The sequence below is a fragment of the Mycobacterium sp. JS623 genome (assembly GCF_000328565.1).
Lineage (GTDB): Bacteria > Actinomycetota > Actinomycetes > Mycobacteriales > Mycobacteriaceae > Mycobacterium.
On the sequence record NC_019966.1, the window covers coordinates 1,416,073 to 1,438,767 of the forward strand.

Genomic DNA, 22,695 nt, shown 5'->3' on the forward strand with positions numbered 1-22,695 from the left:
GAGCGGCCGATGGGATTCTGACCTCACGGCGCACATCCGCTGCGCCGTGAAATGGGGGACACCGTATGACCGCGATCCAGCCAGACACCCGACGGAGCACGATTGAGGTGCGCAATCCCGCCGACGGCACGGTAGTCGGCGTAGTACCCAACGATTCGGCCGACACCGTCGCCGCCAAGGCGCGTGAACTTCGGTTGTTCCAGCCGGAGTGGGAGGCTCTCGGCCCGCGGGGCCGCAAGACATGGCTGTTGAAGTTCCAGGACTGGGTCCTCGACAACGCCGAACACCTCACCGATGTTGTGCAATCGGAGACCGGCAAGGTGCGCGCGGACGCTTCGATCGAAGCGCCCATGACAGCGGGACTGCTGGACTACTGGGCGCGCAATGCCGAGGCCTTCCTTGGCGATCGCCATCCAAGGCCGCACAACCTTCTGATGATGACCAAGCGCCTGACCACCGCGTACCGGCCGTACCCGGTCGTCGGGCTGATCATCCCGTGGAACTTCCCGTTTGCAAACGCTGCGCTCGACGGCATCGCCGCGCTGGCCGCAGGCGCCGCCCTGCTGCTCAAGCCGTCGGAGGTGACGCCTCTGAGCGCGGTCGAATTCGCCCGCGGATGGACCGAAATCGGCGCGCCACCGGTGCTCGCGCTCACCACGGGTTATGCCGAAACCGGCGCCGCCGTGATCGCCAACTCCGACTACGTCCACTTCACCGGTTCGACGGCCACCGGCCGCAAGGTGGCGGTGGCGTGCGCGGAGCGGTTGATCCCGTACAGCCTCGAACTGGGTGGCAAGGACCCTGCGGTCGTGTTGGCCGACGCCGATCTCGAGCGCGCGGCCAACGGCATCGCGTGGGGCGGGATGACAAACTCCGGCCAGGTATGCGTGTCGATCGAACGGGTCTACGTCGAGGCCCCCATCTATGACGAATTCGTCGCCAAGCTCACCGACAAGGTGAGCAGCCTGCGCCAGGGTCAGGACGACGACAAGTACCGGTTCGACGTCGGAGCGATGGCCACTGCGGCGCAACGCGACATCGTCGCGCGCCACGTCGACGAAGCGGTGGCCGGGGGAGCACGCGTCACCACCGGCGGCAAGCCGACTGGCGTCGGCACGTTCTTTCAGCCGACAGTGCTCGCCGACGTCGACCAGTCGATGTCGTGCATGAGAGAGGAGACGTTCGGCCCGACCTTGCCCGTGGTGAAGGTGGCCGACGAGGAGGAGGCGATCCGGCTGGCCAACGATTCGCGCTACGGCCTTTCGGCGACGGTGTGGACCAGCGACCCGGCACGGGCTGAACGGGTGGCTCGCAAGATCGAGGCGGGGGCCGTCAACATCAACGACGCGATGGCCAACGGGTTCCAGTTCGCCGTGCCGATGCCCGGCTGGAAGGATTCTGGTATCGGTGCCCGCAACGGCGGCGCCGAGGGAATCTTGAAATACTGTCGCGCACAAGCTATTACGACACCCCGCATTCCGGCCCAGGCGAATGAGCCGCTGTGGTACCCGTATTCGCGCCGCAAGTTCCGGTTCGGCCTAGGTCTGATGCGTGCGACCGCGGCCCGCGGCGTGCGGCGCCTGGGCCTCAAGCCGCGGGGAGGTGCGCGATGAAGTGTCAGGGCGCGGTGCTGCGCGATGTCGGGCATGACTGGGACGTCACGGAGATCACGCTCGACGGGCCGCGCGAGGGCGAGGTGATGGTGAAGATGGCGTTCGCCGGAATCTGCCATTCCGACGATCACTTCAGGACGGGCGACATCGTGCCCTCCCCGGAGTTCGCGGCCATCATGGAGGCGGCCGGCGCACCGCCCCCGGAGCCCTTTCCTCTGCTTGGTGGCCACGAAGGTGCAGGAGTGGTCGCGGAGGTGGGTCCTGGTGTGCGGTCGGTGCAACCCGGCGATCATGTTGCTCTCTCGTTCATTGCGGCTTGTGGGACATGCCGGTTCTGTGTGTCGGGGATGACCTACCTTTGTGACAACGGCGCGATGATGATGGCCAAGGAGATGGTTTCCGACGGGACCACCAGGCGCCGCCGCGTTGGCGATGACGACCTGATGTCGATGCAACTCGGCACGTTCGCCGAGTACGCGCTACTCGCGGAGGAGTCGGTCATCAAGTTGGACAAGTCGATTCCGCTCGAGGCAGCCTCTCTCGTGTCGTGCGGGGTCACGACGGGCTGGGGCTCTGGAACCGTCGGGGTCGGCACACAACCGGGTGACAACGTCGTCATCGTCGGTACCGGCGGGGTGGGCATCAATGCTGTCCAAGGTGCCAGGACGGCAGGAGCCAATTCTGTGATTGCGGTGGATCCTGTTGACTTCAAACGAGATACGGCGAAGTTCTTCGGTGCGACGGATACCAGCCCGTCCATCGAGGAGGCCATCCCCCTGGTGCAGGAGATCACTCAAGGAGTGATGGCAGATCGGGTCGTGCTGACACCAAGTGTGCTTGCCGCTGAAATGATCGCCCCGGCATTGATGCTGACGCGCAAGGGCGGCACGTGTTTGATGACCGCCGTGCCAAAGTTGGAGCTGGCGATGGTACCGATGCTGCTCGCGGACCTGCTGCACTCATGCAAGACGCTGAAGGGGTTGATCTATGGCGGAATGAACCCGCGCGCGAGCACGCCGATGCTGCTATCGATGTACCGCAACGGTCATCTCAAGCTCGACGAGCTGATCACCAAGCGATACCGCCTTGATCAAATCAACGAAGGCTTCACCGACATGCTAGAAGGACGCAACATCCGCGGCATCATCGAATTCGACTGAGGCGCCGCCACGCAGCGCTGGCGCGAGCAGTCATGGGCCGGTGTATCCCGGTGGGTTCGGGGAGTCGACCCACAGGTCGACGCCGAGTTCGGAGCCGGGCACGCAGTCGTACACCGAAAGGTCGGTGACGCCGGAGTCGAGCAGCACGTCCTCACACAGCAGGGCGTTGCCGGTGTACTCGCGGGCGGGCTTGTTGAGAACCGCGTACGCCGCATCGGCGTATACGTCGGGCTTACGCGCCCGGCCCATCGCCTCGTCGCCGCCGAGTAGGTTCTGCACCGCGGCGGTGGCCACCAGCGTGCGCGGCCACAGTGTGTTGGAGGCGATGCCGTCTTCGCGTAGTTCCTCGGCCATCGCCAACGCGCACAACGACATTCCGTACTTGGCCATCATGTACGCGGTGGGCTTGAGCCATTCGGGCTCCAGCCGAACCGGCGGCGACAGCGTCAGGATGTGGGGGTTGTCGCGGCCGATCATGTGCGGAATGCAGGCCTGCGACACGGTGTAGGTGCCACGCACCTGGATGCCGTTCATCAGGTCGAACCGCTTGAGGGGCACCTCTTTGATCGAGCCGAGATTGATCGCCGAGGCGTTGTTGACGCACATGTCGATGCCGCCGAACTGCTCGACGGTCTGCGCCACCGCCGCGGCGACAGATTCCTCGTCGCGGATGTCGCCGACGATCGGCAACGCCTGCCCGCCGGCCTCCTCGAGTTCCTTGGCCGCGGTGTACACCGTGCCCGGAAGTTTCGGATGTGGCTCCGCGGTCTTGGCAATCAGCGCGATGTTGGCGCCGTCGGCGGCCGCGCGCTTGGCGATAGCCAACCCGATGCCTCGGCTGGCGCCTGAGATGAACATGGTCTTTTGCGAAAGCGACATGGGCTCACCCTAGGGCGCGCTCGCCCACCGAATGCGCGAGTGTGGGATTAACGCACGCACCCGCGCCCTCAAGCGTGCCGGTAACCCACGTTCGCGGAAACTCAGGCGCGGATATCGGCGGTAACGGCGTTCGTCAGCCCGATCAGGTCCTGCGGATGCAGCGCAACGTCCCAGCCACGCTTACCCGCGCTGCACAGCACCCGGTCCCACTGCAGCGCGGAAGCATCGACGACGGTCGGCAACGACTTGCGCTGGCCGAACGGCGAGATCCCACCGATCACGTAGCCGGTGGACCGCTCGGCGGCGGCCCGCTCGGCCATCGTCGCCTTCGGCACACCCAACGCGGCCGCGGCGGCCTTCAACGACAGCTTCGAAGGCACCGGGATCACCGCGACGGCCAGACCCTTGGGCAGCGCGATGACCAGCGTCTTGAACACTTGCGACGGCTCGACACCCTCGACGCGTGCAAGCTCATCGACGGCCTCCTCGCCGAACGACTCGTTGCCGGGGTCGTGGCGGTACTGAAGCACCTGATGGGGGACTTCGGCGGCTAACAGAGCCGCGATCGCCGGAGTTGCCGCTCGCGCCACCGGCTCAGCGTATGCGGGAACAATCGCGTCCGTCCGCGCTGTTATTGCATGCAGTTCGGCCCGCAAACGGGTGATGTCTGTTGCAGCCTCTAGGATCGAAGGAAGGGGTCTTTGGTGCCTGCCATATGCCTGGATCGTCCGGTCGACGTGCCGGGCCTGTTTGGTGGCGCCGCAACGGAAGGGACGGTGTTCCCCGCAATGACCGACATCGACGGGTCGGCGCCTGATTCTGCGCCAGAGACGTCGGCGCCCGACAAACCGGAAGAGACCGACGCCGAACTGACGGCGCGTTTCGAGCGCGACGCGATCCCGCTTCTCGACCAGCTCTACGGTGGTGCGCTGCGCATGACGCGCAACCCCGCGGACGCCGAGGACTTGCTGCAGGAAACCATGGTGAAGGCCTACGCCGGCTTCCGCTCGTTCCGCGAGGGCACCAACCTGAAGGCGTGGCTGTACCGGATCCTGACCAACACCTACATCAACAGCTACCGCAAGAAGCAGCGGCAGCCGGCCGAGTACCCGACCGAGGAGATCACCGACTGGCAGCTGGCCGCCAACGCTGAGCACTCCTCGACCGGCCTGCGCTCGGCTGAGGTGGAGGCGCTGGAGGCGCTGCCGGACAGCGAGATCAAAGACGCCCTGCAAGCGCTGCCTGAGGAGTTCCGGATGGCGGTGTACTACGCCGACGTCGAAGGCTTCCCGTACAAGGAGATCGCCGAGATCATGGATACGCCGATTGGGACAGTGATGTCCCGGCTGCACCGGGGTAGGCGCCAACTGCGCGAGCTGTTGGCCGACGTGGCAAGGGATCGCGGCTTCATCCGCGGACCGCAGCTCGACGCACCCGAGGAGGTGTCGTCATGAGCGGCCGTGACGCTGAAGAGCGCTGGACCCCGCCGGTCGGCCCGGTAGATCCCGAGCACCCTGAGTGTGCTGCGGTGATCGCGGAGGTGTGGACCCTGCTGGACGGCGAATGCACCGCCGAAACCCGCGACAAGCTCAAGCATCACCTCGAAGAATGCCCGAGCTGCCTGCGCTACTACGGCGTCGAGGAGCGGGTGAAGTCGCTGATTGCGAAGAAGTGCAGCGGTGAGAAGGCGCCCGAAGGGCTACGCGAGCGGCTGCGGATCGAGATCAGCCGCACCACGATCATTCGGCGCGGCTAGCGCGCGCCGGCGATAATCCGTCGCGGCTAGCGGCCGACTGATTTCGAACCGGCGTTTGGCCGCTTTCCGTGGTTGGCCTTTGAGTGTTTGCGGTCGCGCTTCTTGCGGCCACGCTTGGCCATGATGATTCCTCCGGTGTTGTTGTACTTGCGTCCATTGTCTCATGGCCCGGCGACAGCAGATTAATGGCTCCTCGCGCGAGCGCTCGTCGGTGGCCACGCGCGCGTTGTGGTTCGATAGAGCGGCATGGAGCAGCCGAAAGGGGTGAAGATGGCCGAGGATGTTCGCGCCGAGATCGTAGCCAGTGTGCTCGAGGTCGTGGTTCACGAGGGCGACCAGATCGGTGAGGGCGACACCCTAGTGCTGCTGGAGTCGATGAAGATGGAGATTCCGGTGCTGGCCGAGGTCGCGGGCACCGTCAGCAAGGTGAGTGTGTCCGTTGGCGATGTCATCCAGGCCGGCGACCTCATCGCGGTGATCAGCTGACACGCGCTGTTCTACGCCCGGCGCCGGAGTAAGCCCCGATGTCCACCCTCGGTGATCTGCTCGCCGAGCACACGGTCCTTCCCGGCAATGCCGTCGACCATCTGCACGCACTGGTGGGCGAGTGGCAGCTGTTGGCGGACCTGTCGTTCGCCGACTATCTGATGTGGGTGCGCCGCGACGACGGTGTGTTGGTGTGCGTTGCGCAGGTTCGTCCGAACACAGCGCCGACGGTGTTGCTTGCCGACGCGGTCGGCACCGTCAACAACGCCGACGAGATGCCGTTGGTCACGTCTGCATTTGCATCCGGTGCGATTGGCCGGGAAAACGGTGCGGGACAAGATGATTCGGGCGGTCTCAAGGTTGAAGCCGTGCCGGTTCGCTATAAGAACGACGTGGTGGCGGTGCTGACGCATCAGACGGCGCTGGCGTCGCGCAAGGCGAGCCCGCTGGAGAGTGCCTACCTTGACTGCGCGGGCGACCTGTTGCTGATGCTGTCCGAAGGCACCTTCCCCAATGTCGGCGATCTCGCGATGTCAAGGTCTAGCCCCCGCGTCGGCGACGGGTTCATCCGGCTCGACGGGGCAGGCGTGGTCACCTTCGCCAGCCCCAACGCGATCTCGGCCTATCACCGGATGGGTTTGGCCGCCGAACTCGAGGGCCACAATCTGGTCGCGGTCACTCGGCCGTTGATCGGGGATTCGTTCGAGGCGCAGGAACTGGCCAACCACGTCCGCGACTCGCTGGCCGGCGGGTCGAGCATGCGGATGGAAGTCGACGCCGGCGGAGCGGCCGTGCTGCTGCGCACGCTGCCATTGGTGGTGCACGGCAACGCCGTTGGCGCAGCGGTGCTGATTCGCGACGTGACCGAGGTGAAGCGCCGCGACCGCGCGCTGCTGTCCAAGGACGCCACTATCCGGGAGATCCACCATCGCGTGAAGAACAATCTACAAACGGTCGCCGCGCTGCTGCGGCTTCAGGCCAGGCGCACTAACAACGCCGAGGGCCGCGAAGCGTTGATCGAATCCGTGCGGCGGGTGTCGTCCATCGCGCTTGTCCACGACGCGCTGTCGATGTCGGTCGACGAAGAGGTCAACCTCGACGAGGTCATCGACCGTATCTTGCCGATCATGAATGACGTTGCAGCACCGGACAATACGGACGCGCCGATCCGCATCAACCGCGTCGGCGACCTCGGTGTGCTCGACGCAGATCGCGCCACGGCGTTGATCATGGTGATCACCGAGCTTGTTCAAAATGCCATCGAGCACGCATTCGACGGCACCAAGCAGCACGGCTGTGTGACCATCCGCGCCGAGCGCTCAGCGCGCTGGCTCGACGTGGTCGTGCACGACGACGGCAGAGGGCTGCCCGACGGCTTCAGCTTGGAGAAGTCCGATCGACTGGGCCTGCAGATCGTGCGCACGCTGGTCTCGGCAGAGTTGGACGGTTCGCTCGGCATGCACGACGTGCCGACCGGCGGCACGGACGTGGTGCTGCGAGTGCCGCTCGGTCGCAAGGCGCGACTCGCGCAGTAATCGCACAGTGCGGTCACAGTCAGTGACCCAATATTGCAAATTCACTATGTGTGACGTATTTCTCAGAAAATTGCATTTGCACACAGTTACGGCCCCGACAGAATTTGCCGGGGCCGTAGCCAAATTCGTTTAGCTGGTGGCGGTCAGACTCCGCTGCGCGCCTTGGTGCGAGCGTTGCGACGCTTGAGCGCGCGGCGCTCGTCCTCGCTCATTCCACCCCACACGCCAGCGTCCTGGCCCGAATCCAATGCCCAGGTGAGGCACTCAGTGGTCACCGGGCAGCGGTTACAGACAAGCTTCGCGTCAGCGATCTGCGCGAGCGCCGGGCCACTGTTCCCTACGGGGAAGAACAGCTCCGGATCCTCGTCGCGACAGACAGCCTTGTGGCGCCAATCCATAGGTCCCAATCTCCTTACTGTGTGCGCAGCGGGGCGCACGAGCTATTTTTTTCGGCTGTTAACGCGTGCACTTGAAATGTTTCTGCACTGTTGCTTCCGATGCTTTCACAGGCTGAACAGATGTCAATACTCGCGAGTTAACAAGTGGGTAATCTCACTAACGAGGGTCGTTAGCAGAACCCTTACTCGTTTGTACTACACTCAACCAATCTGCGCCCTGATTCGGCCTGGGGCATGTCATTGCCGCAGGTCAGAGAGTTATCTAGCCGGCGGAGCCACCACGGCCAACGCGTCGGAGACCGCAGTGAACGTCATCGAACGCCTCGGACCGAGATAGTCGCCGTCGATCTGACACGCCACTGGCGTGCTGCTCGTCACCCGCACCCACGACAGATCGTCGACGCGGATCAGGTGCTTGGCCTCCAAACGCGGCCTCTTGGACACCATTTGTCGCACCAGCCCCAGGTTGGCCCAGACGTTCATGCTGGTGATCGCGAACAGGCCGAGGCCGGTCTCGAATGTGGTCGTCGGATTCGTCCAGACGGGCCGCGTGTTGGCATACGTCCACGGGCTCGAGTTCGAAACGAACGCGAAGTGGACGCCCTGAACGGGGTCTGAGTCCGGCAGGTGAAGCGTCAACGTCGGCTCTTTGCGGGCGCTGGAGAGCATCTCCCTGACCGCGACGCGGATGTAGCGGGATGCGGTCACCTTGCGGCCCTTGTCGCGCTGGGCCTCGACGGCGGCCACCACGTCGCCGTCCACGCCCATGCCGGCGGTGAATACGCACCACCGCTCACCGCAGTCCATCAACCCGATGCGGCGCCACGCCTTGTGCCGCTTGTACGCCGACAGCAGGTCGACAAGCTGGTTTGTCGCCTCGATCGGGTCGGGGCTGATGCCGAGTGCGCGGGCGAATACGTTGGCCGAACCGCCGGGGACGACGCCGACGGCGGGGGCGGCCCCGCCAGGGCCGACCTCACCGAGGATCCCGTTCACCACCTCGTTCACCGTGCCATCGCCGCCGTGCACGATCAGCACGTCGACGCCCTCACGCGCCGCGTCGCGCCCGATCTCGATGGCGTGACCCCGGTGGTCGGTGTGGGCGACGGTGAGCTTCACGCGGCTTTCCAGCGCGTGAGCCAGCAGATCGCGGCCCGCAGGCGTGGTCGACGTCGCGTTGGGGTTGACGATCAGCACGGCGCGCACGGGGTCCGAGCCTATCTGCCACGCTCTAGGCTCGACTTCGTGATCGTTCCCTCCCCATCTACCGTTCGCCAGGCAGCCGTGGTCGTCGCACTGGAGGGTGTCGCGCTCGTCGGGGTAGCGGTGGTGCTGGTGGTGCGTCACATTGGCGGTGTTCAGGACCAGCCGTGGCTCAGCGGATACGGCACTGCCGCGTGGTTCGTGATCATGGGCGCGGGGGTGCTCGCCGCGGGATGGGCGTTATGGACGGGACGCCGGTGGGGCCGCGGCATTGCGGTGTTCGCCCAGCTGCTGCTGCTGCCGGTGGCGTGGTACATGGGCGACGGCTCACAACGCTGGGCCTACGCGATTCCGATCGGCGTCGTTGCGCTGGCGACGCTGGTGCTGTTGTTCACCCCGTCGACGCTGCAATGGCTGGGCGCTCAGGATCCGGCGAGTGCCGACAACTCCGGGCCTGATACTCGGTAGGTGATCCACTCGGTCTGCGGCCGCCCGCCGACGGCGTCGTAGAGCGCGATCGCGTTGATGTTCCAGTCCAGCACGGCCCACGACAGCCGCGTGTATCCGCCGTCGACGCATACTTTGGCCAACGTGGCCAACATCTTTCGGGCCAGTCCTCGGCGGCGGAACTGCGGGCGCACGAAGAGGTCTTCCAGATAGATGCCTGCGACGCCGTCCCAGGTGGAGAAGTTTCGGAACCACAGCGCGCCGGCCGCGGCCTGGCCGTCGATCTCCGCGATGTGCCCGTAGACCGCCGGGTGTTCGCCGAAAAGTGCGTCACGCAACTGACTTTCGGTGACCGTGCAGTCCGCGCTGGCGCGCTCGAACTCCGCCAGTTCGTGGATCATTGCGGTCAGTTCGGTCTCGTCGCCCGGTTGGACAACTCGGATGAGTTCGGTCACGGCTGCACCCCCAGCGCCGACAGGATGGTATTGAATTTCGTTGTGGTTTCCGCGACTTCGTCGTCGGGATCGGATTCGACGACGATGCCGCCACCCGAGTGCGCGTCGGCGGTACGGCGATCCGCCGACAGCTGCGCGCAGCGGATCGAGACCAGCCACCGGCCGTCGCCGCGCTGGTCGCACCAGCCGACCGCGCCTGCGTAGAAGCCGCGGTCACCCTCGAGCTCGTTGATCAGTTCGGCCGCCGCGGTGGCTGGAACTCCGCCAACCGCGGGCGTCGGGTGCAATGCAATTGCCAAATCCAGTGAGGTGGTGGACTTTTCGCGCAAAGTGCCGGTGATCGGCGTGTAGAGGTGCCAGACCGCCGCGGTCTTGCTCAGCTGCGGCGTCGACGCGATCTGAAGATCGACGCAGAAGGGGGCGAGCGCGTCACGCATCGCGTCGACCACGAGCTGGTGTTCGTGGCGATCCTTAGCCGACGCGGCGAGGGCGGCACCGCTGGCCTCGTCGGCGTCCGGGTCCGCAAGGCGCGGGGCCGAGCCGGCGAACGGCCGGCAGGTCACTTGGTCGCCACGCCGCGCAACAAGAAGCTCGGGGCTCGCGCCGACCAGTGCGGCACCCGAGTACCCCCCGCCTGCCGCGGTGAGGTCGACGAGATATGCGTTGGCGGCCGAATCGCTGGCCACCAGTCGGTGCACGATGGTGCGGGCATCCAGTGGTCCATCGGCGGCCAGTCGCAGAGCCCTGGCCAATACGACCTTGTGCAGGCCGCTGGCGGGATCCTGCAGCCGGCGCAGCGCTGCACCGATGCGTGCGCGGTGCTCTTCGGGGTCGGGCATTGACTGCGTGATCCGCACCGTCGGCAGCTCGCGAAGTGGCCAGTCGGGCAGCGTCTCGGTGAACTGCACCGCCTGCGGGCGGATCAGTGCCGCAGGTTTGGTGAGGTCAAAAGGCAAGGCGCCCAAGACAATTGGTGTGCTATGCGATGCGAGCGCGGCCCGGGCGTCGGCCAGCCGCGGGAAGGCGGTGTGCACGCCCTCGGCGACCACAACTCCGGTACGCCCTGCGAGCACGAAAGCCGGTTCGCGGGTCACGCCGGAAGGCACGGGTGGCGATGGCCCGTCAGTCCCAGCGCGCTGATCTGGCGCACACCGTGTTCGAAGCCGCACACCGCGATCGATGCGGCCACCATCGCGAACCTGATCCCTTCGGATATCTGAAGCTCGACCCACCGCGTCAGCACCGCGCGCGAGAAGTGGCCATGCCCGATGAACAGCACATCGCGCGACTCCATGTGCTCCAACGCGTACGCGATCGCCGCATCGGCCCGGTCGCTGACCTGCTGCAGGCTTTCCCCGCCAGGGCAGCCATGCGTCCAGACCAGCCAGTCGGGCACTTGCTGCTGGATCTGCTTGGTGGTCAAGCCTTCGTAGTCGCCGTAATCCCATTCGGACAGCAGGGCAGACACCTCGTCGACTTTCAGCCCGGCCAGTTCGGCGGTGACGAGCGCCCGCTGCCGCGGGCTGGAGATCACCAACGGGTTGTCGAGGGTGAGCACCGAAAGCGCGTCGGCGGTCAGCTTTGCCTGCTCGCGACCGGTCTCGGTCAGGTCGAGTTCGGTCCGGCTGGTGTGCTGACCTGATTTCGACCACGCTGTCTCGCCATGGCGAAGCAGAAACAGTCGGTGCTGCAAAACGCCCACGGGGACCGATTGTGCCGCACACACCGTTGATTGTGGGTACCCGTGCAACGATGAACACCGTGACGCGGGTACTTGCGGTCGCCAATCAAAAGGGTGGGGTTGCCAAAACGACGACGGTTGCGTCGTTGGGTGCGGCAATGGAGGAGAAGGGCAGACGGGTGCTGCTCGTCGACCTGGATCCCCAGGGATGTTTGACGTTCTCGCTGGGCCAGGACCCCGATAAGCTGGCGGTGTCGATCCATGAGGTGTTGCTCGGTGAAGTCGAACCCGACGCGGCGCTGGTCGACACTACGGAGGGCATGACGCTGCTGCCCGCCAACATCGACCTGGCGGGCGCCGAGGCGATGCTGTTGATGCGGGCTGGTCGCGAGTATGCGCTCAAACGCGCGCTGGCCAAGGTCGGCGGCAACTTCGACGTGGTGATCATCGACTGCCCGCCATCGCTTGGCGTGCTGACGCTCAACGGGCTGACCGCGGCCGACGACGTGATCGTCCCGCTGCAATGTGAGACGTTGGCGCACCGCGGCGTCGGCCAGTTCCTGCGCACCATCACCGACGTGCAGCAGATCACCAACTCGGACCTCAAGCTGCTGGGTGCGCTGCCGACGCTGTACGACTCGCGGACCACGCACAGCCGCGACGTGCTGCTCGATGTCGCCGATCGCTACGAGCTGCCGGTACTGGCGCCGCCGATTCCGCGGACTGTTCGGTTCGCCGAAGCCAGCGCGTCCGGGTGCTCGGTGCTGGCGGGCCGGAAGAACAAGGGCGCGCACGCGTACCGCGAGCTGGCCACTGCGCTTCTCAAGCACTGGAAGAACGGCAAGGCGCTGGCCACGTTCACACCTGAGCTCTAACCCGGCGCCGATGAATCTCGGTCCTGCCGCGTATCTGAACAGGCATGACAACAATTGCGGACAAAACAGTTCTGGTTACCGGGGGCAATCGCGGCATCGGCCGCGCGCTCGTTGACGACGCGCTCAGCAGAGGCGCGAGAAAGGTCTATGTCGGCACGCGCAAACCGGTGGCGAACTCGAACGCAATACCGGTGCCGCTCGACGTGACCGATGAGGCGCAGATCCAGCAGGCGGTCGCCGAGATCGGCTCGCTCGACATTCTGATCAACAACGCGGGCATCGCCGACTACGACGACCTCAGTGACCAGGCCACTTTGCAACGTCACCTCGACGTCAACCTGTTCGGGACTTTCCGGGTCACGCAGGCGTTCCTGCCGCTGCTGAGCACGTCACGGGGCGCCGTCGTCAACAACCTGTCGGTGAACGCCCTCGCACCACTGCCCCTGATCCCCGCCTACTCGGTGTCGAAGGCCGCGGCGTTCTCACTGACGCAGTCGCTGCGCACGCTGTTGGCTGAAAAGGGCGTGACCGTACACGCCGTCCTGACCGGAATCGTGGACACCGATATGACGCGCGACCTGGACGCGCCGAAAGCGTCGCCGGAGTCCGTCGCGCGCGCCATCTTCGACGGTGTGGAGAACGGCGAAGACGACATCTTCCCCGATGCGATGGCGGCGTCGATGGCGCGGGGCTGGCGCAGCGGTCCGGCCAAGGCACTGGAGCGGCAGTACGCAGCATTGGCGGGGGCGGAACGCGCTAAGGCACAAGCGAACTCGGGGTAACCAGCCGCTTGGCGGCGCCCGGATCGTGCGTCGGTATTACCGTTACGCGATCCTTGACGGCATGCAGCCGGTGCAGGGTGCGGAACGCCTCGTGTCGGTCTTCGTCGGCGAGTCCTCCTGGGTAGCTGGACTTCTGGCGGATGTCATCGATCTGGTAGGTGTGCCATGCGGCCTTGCCTGCGAGTAGCACCGGCCCGGCCGCGGTATGGAGCAGCACACCGACGCTGCCTGGGGTGTGCCCGGTGAGATCCACGACGAAGACCGAGCCGTCACCGAACAGGTCGTGGCTGCGGCTAAAGGTCAGCACCGGTGGGCCGTCGAGGTCGTAGGTGACCGTCGTGCGGAGGTCGAGTGAGTCGCGAACTCCGCCGACGGGAGCGACCTATCCCGTTGTCACCCATCAGGTTTCCAGCCTTCGACGTGCCGACAAGTTTCTCGCGCACATCGCCCATTGCGAGCACCCGGTGATCTCCGAATGCCCGGAGTGCTCGGCGCTGACTAACCCAGTGCGACGAGTTGGTCGCCGCGCTGCTCGATGATCGTCGACCCGGCCACCGCGGGCACCACCGCAGCGGAACTCTGCGGCCGTTGCACCGGAATATGTTCGACGCCTGCGCCGGTGGCCGGGTCGAACACGTCGTAGCCGCCAGTGACGGGGACCAGCAGCCGGCCGGCCATCATCGTCGCGGGGCCGAGCGGGATGTTGTTGCCCGCCGCGCTGACGCTGTAGCGATAGTGAAGTCCGTTGGCGGAGAACACCATTACGGCGTCTCCCGTCCACCAGGTGATCAGATCGCCTGCCCGCGACATCACCGCGTTCGGCGACGGCGGCTTGGCCACCAGGGTGCTCGCGACGGTCGCGCCGGTCTCGTCAACGATGTTGATCGTCGGCTTCGGTGTGGGCACGTAAACCGCCGTCGTGGTGTCGGACACCGCGACCACGCGCGCGTCCGAGTCGGTGGCGACGCCGGGCTGCGGCACGTATTTCACGTCGGGAGTGTCTTCTTCATCCGCGGGCCGCAGCAGCGTCAGCCGCAGATCGGCCTGTTTCGGGCAGGCCTCCAGCACCGACACGGCCGTCGAACTCGACTCTGCTGACACCAGCCTGCAGATCGTCGAGGCGGGCACACTCGGCTTGATCCGAGCGTCGAGCGCGCCGTACGACAGCATCCGCACCATGTCCGAGCGCCACATCTCCAGGCGGCTGTCCCCGGCCGACAGCACGACCGTGCCGTCGGACGACAGCTTCACCGCCGGGTCGGCGTACGCGGTGCGACTCGGCCCGCGCGTGCCGGTCTTGGCGTCGATCGTGCTGACCTGTCCGCAGCCGCGCACATCGGGATACACCGCGACCGCATAGTTGTACACGTAGGTGACGCCGCACAGCTCGAGGTCACGCGCGTAGGTCCACCGTGTGTTTCCAGTCGAGGGATCGCGGCCCTCGACCTCGCGGCCGTTGCCGGTGATGACATTGCCGCCGACCACCAACGGCGTGGTGGTCTTCGGGCTCGGTGCGGTCCACAGCTGCCGCAACGCGGGGGGTACCGCTTTCGCGGACTGCAGCGTCGGCGCAGGTGTCGCCGCAGGCCTGCTGATCGTGGCTCTGGCATCACTGGTCAACCAGATCAGCGCGGCGACGACGACCACCACTGCCGCGATCACCGCGGCCGCCACCAGGTCAGCCTTGGTGCGGCGTTCGGGTTTGACCATCCGTGGGACGGGCCTCCGCTAGCCGGCGTTCGCTGCTGTGGCCTTGCGCGGGCGACGGCGACGACGCCGCCGTGCCGGCGACGCCTCGTCGGCGGCGGGGACGTCACCCTCGGCGGCTTCCGCCTGCGGGGCGGATGTCTCGGGATGCCCGGTGCTCGGCTTGCCGCCGCGGGTGCGCCTGCGGTTGCGGGTCCGGCTGCGGGCGGGCTTCTCGGCGGGCTTGTCTGCGGGCGCGCGCTTGGCAGGCGCCTTGCGTGGTTCGCCGACGGTGCCAGTGGCGTCGGCAGGGATGTCCAGCTCCTCGAACAGATGAGGAGAGCTGGAGTATGTCTCGGCGGGGTCGGGGCAGTCGAGTCCCAGCGCCTTGTCGATCATTTCCCAGCGGGCCAACTCATCCCAGTCGACAAGGGTGACCGCGATCCCGGTCTTGCCGGCACGCCCGGTGCGACCGATGCGGTGCACATAGGCCTGCTCGTCCTCGGGGATCTGGTAGTTGATGACGTGGGTGATGTCGTCGATGTCGATGCCGCGAGCGGCGACATCGGTGGCGACGAGTACATCGATGTCACCGGTGCGGAAGGCTTTCAGCGCCTTTTCGCGCGCGCCCTGGCCGAGGTCACCATGCACCGCGCCGACCTTGAAGCCCCGTTCGGCCAGCTCGTCGGAGACCTTCTGTGCGGTGCGCTTGGTGCGGGTGAAGATCATCGTCGACCCGCGGCCGTTGGCCTGCAGAATTCGGCTGACCAGTTCGACCTTGTCCAGCGCGTGGGCGCGGTAGGCGAACTGCTCGGTGGTGTCATGGGTGGCCGCAGAATGCGGGGCTTCTGCGCGGATGTGCGTGGGCTGGTTCATGAACGTGCGTGCCAGCGTGATGATCGGGTCCGGCATGGTCGCCGAGAACAGCATGGCCTGCCGCTCGTCGGGAATCTGCTTGAGGATCCGCTCGATATCCGGCAGGAAGCCCAGGTCGAGCATCTCGTCGGCCTCGTCGAGCACCAGCATCGACAGCCCGCCGAGCTGCAGGTGGCCCTGCTGCGCGAGGTCGAGCAGACGCCCCGGCGTGCCGACCACGACGTCGACACCCTTCTGCAGCGCCTCGATCTGCGGCTCGTAGGGCCGGCCACCGTAAATCGATGTGACGGTCAGCTTGCGGTCAGCGGCAGTCAGGTACTTCGCGGCCATCGCGAGGTCGCCGTACACCTGCAGACAGAGTTCGCGAGTGGGGACCACGACCAGCGCGCGGGGGATACCCGTCAGCGGGCGCTCGTCGTCGCTGGTGATGCGCTGCAGCATCGGCACGCCGAAGGCCAGGGTCTTGCCCATGCCGGTGCGTGCCTGGCCGATCAAGTCGTCGCCCGCGAGTGCGAGCGGCAGCGTCAGTTCTTGGATAGCAAAGGGATGTTCCTTGCCGTCTTCGGCCAGTGCGCGCACTATTTCGTCGCGAACGCCGAGCTCGGCAAACTTCGGATTGAGATGAGTCATGCTTGGGGTACGTAGCCTTTCTGGGTCGAACCTCGTAAGTCCTCGCGGATTCCACACGCGCGCACGAGTTCGACAAAGCTACGGCCGGGGCCCTGCGTTGAGGTCGCGGGCCGACTGCGTGCACGCACATTTCTTAGGTAATGGCCGGTCAGTTTCGACCTTGTCAGTGCCAATGCCTGTACCCATGATAGCTGGCCGGGTTTGCCGAGCGGTCGGTGCGCCGCGCGGCGTCTAGAGTTGGCTCATGCATTCGACGCCATCAGCGCCCTCTCCCGAGCAGACCGCATCGGGCGTGTCGGCCGGCCATCCCGGCGTCAACGAGCTCTTCGCGCTGTTGGCCTACGGCGAGGTGGCAGCGTTCTACCGACTCACCGATGAGGCGCGGATGGCGCCGAACCTGCGCGGCCGAATCAACATGGCCAGCATGGCCGCCGCGGAGATGAACCACTACGAAGTTCTGCGGGATGCGTTGGAGCGCAGGGGAGTCGACGTGGTGCCCGCGATGACCAAGTACGCCTCGGCGCTGGAGAACTACCACCGGCTGACAACGCCGAGCACCTGGCTGGAAGCTCTCGTGAAGACCTACGTCGGCGACGCGTTGGCCGCCGACTTCTATCTGGAGATCGCCGACGCGATGCCCGACGAGGTCGCCGACGTCGTACGTGCCGTGCTGTCGGAGACAGGGCATTCGCAGTTCGTGGTCGCCGAGGTGCAGGCCGCGGTGACGGCCAGCGAGAAGCAGCGTCACCGGCTGGCGCTGTGGTCGCGTCGGCTGCTCGGTGAGGCCATCACTCAGGCTCAGTACGTCATGGCCGACCACGACGAGCTCGTCGACCTGGTGATGTCCAGTGGCGAGGGCCTCAAGCAGATGACCGAGTTCTTCGACCGGCTGCAGCACACCCACAGCACCCGCATGCGCGAGCTGGGCCTGGCCTGACCTGATCCGACGGTCGGTTCCGCCTCACTCCGCCTAATGGTCGGTTCTGGCCTCGCTCCGCTCCTCGGCGCTTGGCGGCGCCTGCGATGCTCACTCGGCCGCCACCTCCGCCTACTTCGTGCAGTTCGCGATCATCGTGTTGTTGTTCTGCACTGCAAGCGCGGTACCGGAAGCATCGGTGATGCTGCAGTTCAGCTGACCTGTCACGCTCGTCGCGGTGACCGAACTCAGCGTCACACCCGGATCCAGCACGACGGTCTTGACCCACGGCAGCGCCACGTTCACGTCGGTCTGCAACGCGCCCTGCGAATCGGTGTAGATGACCGTTACGAGGTCCAGCAGATTGCGGTTGCCCGTCACCCGGTAGGTGATCGTGTTCGGCGCGGCCGCGGGCGCAGGAGCCGCCACGGCAGGCGTTTCGGTCGGCGCGGCGCTCGCGCTCGGCGACACGGTGGTGACGGTTTCCGGCGGCAGCGTCGCCGCCGGCGGGGCGGCTGACGTGGTCGCGCGCGGTGCCGAGGTGGCGGCCGGCTGGGTTGTGGTGGCCGGCGGCGCGACCGTCGTCGACACCGAGCCGCTGTCGCCACCGCCGAGGATGACCACCGTGCAGATCACGGCGACGAGCAGAATCGCACCGGCCACCCCGGCGACCCAGATCCACCGGCGGTCGATCGGCTCGTAGTACTCCTCGATGTCGCCGTACTCGTCGTCGTACTCCTCGACACCGTCGTATTCGTCGTAGCGCTCACGGTCGAGATCGACGGTTACCCCGCCATCCTCGCGATCGCCGCGAATCCGTTCGGTCGGGGTCAAGGAATACGGTGAATGTGCGGTATATGGCCTGTTCATTCAGCTACCCCGGTCGTTTCGTCCATTGCCGGACCTGATGCTATCGAGACGTATGTGACGAATGAGGTTGACGCGCTGGGCCTTTGGTCACGGTCCGGACTCGGTTCGGTCGCGGGCCGGTCGGTTTCGCTACTCGCGTAGTGGCCGGGGACCCCCACACAGTGGGCGTCCACTAGCCTTTCTGACGAGGAACATACAAACGAAAGGGTCCAGGCGTGGAGGTCAAGATCGGTGTCACCGACAGCCCGCGCGAGCTGAACTTCAACAGCGCGCAGACACCCAGCGAGGTCGAGAAGTTGATCACCGATGCGCTCAGCAAGGATTCCGGAGTGCTCGCCCTGACCGACGAGAAGGGCCGTCGTTTCCTCGTACAGGCGTCGAAGATCGCCTACGTCGAGATCGGTGCCGCCGACATCCGCAGGGTCGGCTTCGGCGTTGGTGCAGTTGGTTCGGAGGCCGTCAAGAGCGGGTAAGCGGAACGTGGGACAGGCCGCCCCAGATGAACTGCACCGTGCCCTCCACGGCGTCGTCCTTGGAGATCGGCCGGTCATTGTTCAGCCAGTACCGGGCTGAGTCGACGCTGATGCTCACCAGCCCGACCGCGATCATTCGCGCGCGGTGCGGCTCCAGCCCGGAATCGTGGCTGATCAGGTCGAACACGGCGTCGGTGCATGCCTCGGTGGCCACCTTGACCTGCGCGGACACCTGAGGTTCGGTCACGTAGTCGTTCTCGAAGATCAGCCGGTAACCCTGGCCGTCGTGCTCGATGAAATCAAAGAACGCGTCCACGGCCGCCCGCACTCGCTGGCGGTTGTCGGTGGTGGTGCGTAGCGCCTGGCGCACGCCAGAAACCAGATTGTCCGCATGCCGCTGCAGCACGGCCAGATACAGCTCGAGTTTCGACGTGAAGTGTTGGTACAGAACGGGTTTGCTCACACCGGCGCGGTCGGCGATCTCGTCCATCCCTGCGGCGTGGTAGCCGCGGTCGACGAAAACCTCGCTGGCAGCAGCCAGCAACTGCCCGCGGCGCTCGTCGCGGGGCAGCCTGTTCCCGCGCCGCCCAGCACCGGAACCGACGCCGGTCACCCCGCCGCCATTGGCCGGTTGCGCGCCCCTGCGCGCGGCGGTGTTGGCGAGATCGCTCATCACATCCTTCGTCTGAATGCGTTTCGCAACGACATTACTACCGTTGTTTGGGGGTTCGCGGATCCACGGCATCCCGGGGCGGTGGCGCGCCGGAAGTGCAAGCCCAGCAGACTGTGCCATCCTGTTTCGGTGACCTACGACCCGGGGCGTCGCGGGAGCGGTCGCGTACCCGTGCTGCGTGACGAGTGGCGAGAGCCATTGCGCGCGCAGCGCGACCCGATCACTGAGAGCTCCGGTCGGGTCAGGTCCAATCGCGACGAGCATCGCCGCGCGCGCAAGCAGACGTGGCTTGGCCGTTTCATCCATACCTACGGATGGCGCGCCTATGCGCTGCCGGTGCTGATCGCGGTGACGGGCATCGTCGTCTACCAGACCATCACCGGAACCAGCGCACCCGCGCCCAAGCAGGCAGAGGGACCGGTGCAGGGGCCGCCGACCCTCGGGGTGGCCAGCACGCAGATCGTCGGCGCGCCGCCAAAGGGGTTGACTCAGTTCGATGTAAACCTGCCGACCGGGATACTGCCCGAGGGTGGCCCGTTCACCGAGGCCGGCGCCAAGACCTGGCACATCGTGCCGGGCACCACCCCGAAGGTCGGGGAGGGCACCACCAAGACGTTCACCTACACCGTCGAGATCGAGGACGGCATCGACACCACGTCGTTCGGCGGCGACGACGGCTTCGCCCGGATGGTCAGCGAAACGCTGGCCAACCCCAAGAGTTGGACGCACAACCCACAATTCGCGTTCACCCGCATCGACAGCGGCCAACCCGACTTCCGGGTATCGCTGACCTCGCCGATGACAGTGCGAGAAGGCTGCGGCTACGACATCCAGATCGAGACGTCCTGCTACAACCCCGCGTACTCCGACGGCCAGCCACGCGTCTTCTTCAACGAGGCCCGCTGGGTGCGCGGCGCGGTGCCGTTCCAGGGTGACATCGGTTCCTACCGGCAGTATCAGATCAATCATGAGATCGGTCACGCCATGGGCTACCAGCGCCATGAAGGATGCGCGCAGGACGGCGGCCTTGCGCCGATCATGATGCAGCAGACGTTCGCAACCAATGACAACGACGCCGCCCGCTTCGACCCGGAGTCGGTCAAACCCGACGGCAAGACCTGTCGCTTCAACCCCTGGCCATATCCGATCGCCTGACAGCGCGTCGGGAAGCATCGCAACCGGACTACCGTTGTGCTGGGTACTGCATTGACCGTCAATCAAGGAGATTTCGTGTCGACATCGTTGCCGCCGCTGGTCGAGCCGGCGGGCGAACTGACGCGCGAAGAAGTTCAGCGCTATAGCCGTCACCTCATCATCCCGGACCTTGGGTTGGCCGGACAGAAGCGACTCAAAAACGCCAAGGTGCTTGTCATCGGCGCCGGAGGGCTGGGCTCGCCGACGCTGCTGTACCTGGCGGCCGCCGGGGTGGGCACCATCGGGATCGTCGAGTTCGACGTGGTCGACGAGTCGAATTTGCAGCGCCAGATCATCCACGGCCAGTCCGACATCGGCCGGTCGAAGGCAGAAAGCGCTCGTGACTCGATCCGCGAGGTCAACCCGCTGGTCGAGGTGCGGCTGCATGAATTGCGCCTGGAGCCGGACAACGCGGTCGATCTGTTCAGGCAGTACGACCTGATCCTCGACGGGACCGACAACTTCGCGACCCGTTATCTGGTCAACGACGCCGCCGTGCTGGCGGGCAAGCCGTATGTGTGGGGGTCGATTTACCGCTTCGAGGGTCAGGTTTCGGTGTTTTGGGAGGACGCGCCCGACGGGGCAGGCCTGAACTACCGCGACCTGTACCCGGAGCCGCCGCCACCGGGCATGGTGCCGTCGTGCGCCGAGGGCGGTGTGCTGGGCATACTCTGCGCGTCGATCGCGTCGGTGATGGGCACTGAGGCCATCAAGCTGATCACCGGCATCGGCGAACCGCTGCTGGGCCGCCTGATGGTCTATGACGCACTGGATATGACGTATCGCACCATCAAGATCCGCAAGGATCCCGCCACTCCGAAGATCACCGAGCTGATCGACTACGAGGAGTTCTGCGGTGTGGTGTCCGAAGCGGCGGCCGAGGCGGCTGCCGACTCGACGATCACTCCGCGGGAGCTGCGGGAGCTGCTGGACTCCGGTAAGCCGTTGGCGTTAATCGACGTTCGCGAACCGGTCGAGTGGGACATCAACCGCATCGAGGGCGCCGAGCTGATCCCCAAGGGCGCCTTCGAATCCGGCGAGGCGTTGGCCAAGCTGCAAGTCGACCGCACCCCGGTGTTCTACTGCAAGACCGGCGTTCGCTCGGCCGAGGTGCTCGCCATCGTGAAGAAGGCCGGTTTCTCCGATGCGATGCATGTGCAGGGTGGGATCGTCGCATGGGGCAAGCAACTCGAACCCGACATGGTGATGTACTAACGCCGGGTTTGCCGTACCTCGCCTTAGGCTGAGGTGGTGAGTGCCGAACCGCCGCCGGATCATGTGCTGGCGGCGTTCGGATTGATGGGTGTGCGCCCCGTTGCGCTCGGCTCCGCCTGGGAGGGCGGCTGGCGCTGCGGTGAGGTCGTGCTGTCGATGGTGGCCGACCACGCGCGGGCGGCGTGGTCGGCAAAAGTCCGCGAGACGTTGTTCGTCGACGGTGTGCGGCTGGCCCGGCCGGTGCGCTCGACCGACGGCCGCTATGTCGTAGCGGGCTGGCGGGCCGACACGTACGTCGCGGGCACGCCCGAGCCGCGTCACGACGAGGTGGTCTCCGCGGCGGTGCGACTTCATGAAGCGACGGCCAAGCTGGAACGGCCCCGCTTTCTGACCCAGCCGCCCGTCGCGCCGTGGGCCGACGTCGACGTGTTCATCGCCGCCGACCGCGCGGCATGGGAGGAGCGCCCGCTGCACTCGCTGCCGCAAGGTGCGCGGGTGTCGCCCGGCTCTCCTGATGGTCAGCGTTCGGTTGAGCTCATCACGCAGCTGGCCTCGCTGCGCCGGCCGACGAAGAGCCCCAACCAGCTGGTGCACGGCGATCTGTACGGCACAGTGCTTTTCGCGGGCACCGCGGCGCCAGGCATCACCGATATCACGCCGTACTGGCGGCCATCGTCGTGGGCGGCGGGGGTGGTCGTCGTCGACGCGCTGTCATGGGGCGAGGCCGACGATGGGCTGATCGAGCGCTGGAGCCCGCTGCCTGAGTGGCCGCAGATGTTGTTGCGCGCGTTGATGTTCCGGCTCGCCGTGCATGCGCTGCATCCGCGGTCGACGGGGGCGGCGTTCCCGGGTCTGGCGCGCACGGCCGCGTTGGTGCGGCTGGTGCTCTAAC

27 protein-coding genes are annotated in these 22,695 nt (G+C 66.0%); 14 read left to right on the top strand and 13 right to left on the bottom strand.

Annotated elements, in window-relative coordinates:
• Positions 1–65: 65 nt before the first annotated feature.
• Together MYCSM_RS06820 and MYCSM_RS06825 are read left to right on the top strand one after the other, a co-directional pair.
• Positions 66–1,613, top strand: coding sequence for an aldehyde dehydrogenase family protein (locus MYCSM_RS06820; RefSeq protein ID WP_015305410.1), 1,548 nt, complete (start codon positions 66–68; stop codon positions 1,611–1,613).
• Complete coding sequence (locus MYCSM_RS06825) at positions 1,610–2,773, top strand: NDMA-dependent alcohol dehydrogenase (RefSeq protein WP_015305411.1); 1,164 nt, start codon at positions 1,610–1,612, stop codon at positions 2,771–2,773. Before MYCSM_RS06820 ends, MYCSM_RS06825 begins: the two co-directional genes overlap by 4 nt.
• 30 nt (positions 2,774–2,803) lie before the next feature.
• Here MYCSM_RS06825 and MYCSM_RS06830 read toward each other — a convergent pair whose 3' ends face one another.
• The gene (locus MYCSM_RS06830; RefSeq protein ID WP_015305412.1) at positions 2,804–3,652 is read right to left on the bottom strand and encodes an SDR family oxidoreductase; all 849 of its coding nucleotides are present in this window, start codon (positions 3,650–3,652) and stop codon (positions 2,804–2,806) included.
• Between the two features lie 101 nt (positions 3,653–3,753).
• The gene (gene ybaK, locus MYCSM_RS06835; protein WP_015305413.1) at positions 3,754–4,242 is read right to left on the bottom strand and encodes a Cys-tRNA(Pro) deacylase; all 489 of its coding nucleotides are present in this window, start codon (positions 4,240–4,242) and stop codon (positions 3,754–3,756) included.
• A gap of 198 nt (positions 4,243–4,440) precedes the next feature.
• Between ybaK and MYCSM_RS06840 the strand changes: the two genes are divergently transcribed.
• Together MYCSM_RS06840 and rsrA are read left to right on the top strand one after the other, a co-directional pair.
• Complete coding sequence (locus MYCSM_RS06840) at positions 4,441–5,106, top strand: sigma-70 family RNA polymerase sigma factor (protein WP_232425787.1); 666 nt, start codon at positions 4,441–4,443, stop codon at positions 5,104–5,106.
• On the top strand, positions 5,103–5,408 hold the full coding sequence (gene rsrA / locus MYCSM_RS06845; protein WP_015305415.1) for a mycothiol system anti-sigma-R factor: 306 nt from the start codon (positions 5,103–5,105) through the stop codon (positions 5,406–5,408). The genes MYCSM_RS06840 and rsrA overlap by 4 nt, the downstream gene beginning before the upstream one ends.
• Before the next feature lie 26 nt (positions 5,409–5,434).
• On the opposite strand, the gene MYCSM_RS39005 is transcribed toward rsrA, so the two are convergent.
• Positions 5,435–5,530 (bottom strand): 50S ribosomal protein bL37, encoded by a 96-nt coding sequence (locus MYCSM_RS39005; RefSeq protein WP_006245863.1) that lies wholly within the window; start codon positions 5,528–5,530, stop codon positions 5,435–5,437.
• A gap of 148 nt (positions 5,531–5,678) precedes the next feature.
• Between MYCSM_RS39005 and MYCSM_RS06850 the strand changes: the two genes are divergently transcribed.
• Both MYCSM_RS06850 and MYCSM_RS06855 read left to right on the top strand, forming a co-directional pair.
• A complete protein-coding gene (locus MYCSM_RS06850; protein ID WP_006245864.1) occupies positions 5,679–5,894 on the top strand; it encodes a biotin/lipoyl-binding carrier protein in 216 nt (71 codons plus the stop codon).
• A 38-nt stretch (positions 5,895–5,932) separates the two neighbouring features.
• Entirely contained in the window at positions 5,933–7,429 is a 1,497-nt protein-coding gene (locus tag MYCSM_RS06855) for a sensor histidine kinase (RefSeq protein ID WP_015305417.1), read from the top strand.
• 143 nt (positions 7,430–7,572) lie between these two features.
• Here MYCSM_RS06855 and whiB1 read toward each other — a convergent pair whose 3' ends face one another.
• Both whiB1 and MYCSM_RS06865 read right to left on the bottom strand, forming a co-directional pair.
• Positions 7,573–7,827 (bottom strand): transcriptional regulator WhiB1, encoded by a 255-nt coding sequence (gene whiB1, locus MYCSM_RS06860; protein ID WP_015305418.1) that lies wholly within the window; start codon positions 7,825–7,827, stop codon positions 7,573–7,575.
• Between the two features lie 258 nt (positions 7,828–8,085).
• Positions 8,086–9,033, bottom strand: a complete 948-nt coding sequence (locus MYCSM_RS06865; RefSeq protein WP_015305419.1) for a diacylglycerol/lipid kinase family protein — start codon at positions 9,031–9,033, stop codon at positions 8,086–8,088.
• A gap of 39 nt (positions 9,034–9,072) precedes the next feature.
• On the opposite strand from MYCSM_RS06865, the gene MYCSM_RS06870 reads away from it, so the two are divergent.
• Complete coding sequence (locus tag MYCSM_RS06870) at positions 9,073–9,498, top strand: hypothetical protein (RefSeq protein ID WP_041311457.1); 426 nt, start codon at positions 9,073–9,075, stop codon at positions 9,496–9,498.
• On the opposite strand, the gene MYCSM_RS06875 is transcribed toward MYCSM_RS06870, so the two are convergent.
• Genes MYCSM_RS06875 through MYCSM_RS06885 form a run of 3 tightly spaced genes read right to left on the bottom strand, consistent with a single transcriptional unit; the run spans position 9,453 to position 11,634 of the window.
• Positions 9,453–9,932 (bottom strand): GNAT family N-acetyltransferase, encoded by a 480-nt coding sequence (locus MYCSM_RS06875; RefSeq protein WP_015305421.1) that lies wholly within the window; start codon positions 9,930–9,932, stop codon positions 9,453–9,455. The two genes, MYCSM_RS06870 and MYCSM_RS06875, sit on opposite strands and share 46 nt — an antisense overlap.
• Positions 9,929–11,026 (bottom strand): isochorismate synthase, encoded by a 1,098-nt coding sequence (locus tag MYCSM_RS06880; protein WP_015305422.1) that lies wholly within the window; start codon positions 11,024–11,026, stop codon positions 9,929–9,931. The genes MYCSM_RS06875 and MYCSM_RS06880 overlap by 4 nt, the downstream gene beginning before the upstream one ends.
• On the bottom strand, positions 11,023–11,634 hold the full coding sequence (locus MYCSM_RS06885; protein WP_015305423.1) for an acid phosphatase: 612 nt from the start codon (positions 11,632–11,634) through the stop codon (positions 11,023–11,025). Before MYCSM_RS06885 ends, MYCSM_RS06880 begins: the two co-directional genes overlap by 4 nt.
• A gap of 50 nt (positions 11,635–11,684) precedes the next feature.
• Between MYCSM_RS06885 and MYCSM_RS06890 the strand changes: the two genes are divergently transcribed.
• Both MYCSM_RS06890 and MYCSM_RS06895 read left to right on the top strand, forming a co-directional pair.
• The gene (locus MYCSM_RS06890; RefSeq protein ID WP_015305424.1) at positions 11,685–12,488 is read left to right on the top strand and encodes a ParA family protein; all 804 of its coding nucleotides are present in this window, start codon (positions 11,685–11,687) and stop codon (positions 12,486–12,488) included.
• Positions 12,489–12,532: 44 nt separating this feature from the next.
• Complete coding sequence (locus tag MYCSM_RS06895; RefSeq protein ID WP_015305425.1) at positions 12,533–13,270, top strand: SDR family NAD(P)-dependent oxidoreductase; 738 nt, start codon at positions 12,533–12,535, stop codon at positions 13,268–13,270.
• Here the strand turns inward: MYCSM_RS06895 and MYCSM_RS06900 are convergent.
• The 3 genes from MYCSM_RS06900 to MYCSM_RS06910 all read right to left on the bottom strand — a co-directional run bounded on the left by MYCSM_RS06900 (position 13,245) and on the right by MYCSM_RS06910 (position 16,462).
• Positions 13,245–13,577 (bottom strand): hypothetical protein, encoded by a 333-nt coding sequence (locus tag MYCSM_RS06900; RefSeq protein ID WP_051073716.1) that lies wholly within the window; start codon positions 13,575–13,577, stop codon positions 13,245–13,247. The genes MYCSM_RS06895 and MYCSM_RS06900 overlap by 26 nt on opposite strands.
• A gap of 191 nt (positions 13,578–13,768) precedes the next feature.
• Positions 13,769–14,980 carry an Rv3212 family protein gene (locus MYCSM_RS06905; RefSeq protein ID WP_015305426.1) on the bottom strand — a complete coding sequence of 404 codons (1,212 nt, stop codon included), beginning with the start codon at positions 14,978–14,980 and terminating at the stop codon, positions 13,769–13,771.
• An 18-nt stretch (positions 14,981–14,998) separates the two neighbouring features.
• Entirely contained in the window at positions 14,999–16,462 is a 1,464-nt protein-coding gene (locus MYCSM_RS06910) for a DEAD/DEAH box helicase (protein WP_015305427.1), read from the bottom strand.
• 244 nt (positions 16,463–16,706) lie between these two features.
• Here MYCSM_RS06910 and MYCSM_RS06915 point away from each other — a divergent pair, with 244 nt between their 5' ends.
• Complete coding sequence (locus MYCSM_RS06915) at positions 16,707–17,399, top strand: ferritin-like fold-containing protein (RefSeq protein ID WP_015305428.1); 693 nt, start codon at positions 16,707–16,709, stop codon at positions 17,397–17,399.
• A 111-nt stretch (positions 17,400–17,510) separates the two neighbouring features.
• Here MYCSM_RS06915 and MYCSM_RS06920 read toward each other — a convergent pair whose 3' ends face one another.
• Complete coding sequence (locus MYCSM_RS06920; protein WP_015305429.1) at positions 17,511–18,248, bottom strand: hypothetical protein; 738 nt, start codon at positions 18,246–18,248, stop codon at positions 17,511–17,513.
• Between the two features lie 215 nt (positions 18,249–18,463).
• Between MYCSM_RS06920 and MYCSM_RS06925 the strand changes: the two genes are divergently transcribed.
• The gene (locus MYCSM_RS06925) at positions 18,464–18,721 is read left to right on the top strand and encodes a DUF3107 domain-containing protein (protein WP_015305430.1); all 258 of its coding nucleotides are present in this window, start codon (positions 18,464–18,466) and stop codon (positions 18,719–18,721) included.
• Here MYCSM_RS06925 and MYCSM_RS06930 read toward each other — a convergent pair.
• On the bottom strand, positions 18,708–19,394 hold the full coding sequence (locus MYCSM_RS06930; protein WP_041311460.1) for a TetR/AcrR family transcriptional regulator: 687 nt from the start codon (positions 19,392–19,394) through the stop codon (positions 18,708–18,710). The genes MYCSM_RS06925 and MYCSM_RS06930 overlap by 14 nt on opposite strands.
• A 129-nt stretch (positions 19,395–19,523) precedes the next feature.
• On the opposite strand from MYCSM_RS06930, the gene MYCSM_RS06935 reads away from it, so the two are divergent.
• The 3 genes from MYCSM_RS06935 to MYCSM_RS06945 all read left to right on the top strand — a co-directional run bounded on the left by MYCSM_RS06935 (position 19,524) and on the right by MYCSM_RS06945 (position 22,694).
• Positions 19,524–20,549 carry a DUF3152 domain-containing protein gene (locus MYCSM_RS06935; RefSeq protein WP_041313408.1) on the top strand — a complete coding sequence of 342 codons (1,026 nt, stop codon included), beginning with the start codon at positions 19,524–19,526 and terminating at the stop codon, positions 20,547–20,549.
• 75 nt (positions 20,550–20,624) lie between these two features.
• A complete protein-coding gene (gene moeZ, locus MYCSM_RS06940; protein WP_015305433.1) occupies positions 20,625–21,803 on the top strand; it encodes an adenylyltransferase/sulfurtransferase MoeZ in 1,179 nt (392 codons plus the stop codon).
• Between the two features lie 36 nt (positions 21,804–21,839).
• Complete coding sequence (locus MYCSM_RS06945) at positions 21,840–22,694, top strand: TIGR02569 family protein (protein WP_041313411.1); 855 nt, start codon at positions 21,840–21,842, stop codon at positions 22,692–22,694.
• Position 22,695: the final 1 nt, after the last annotated feature.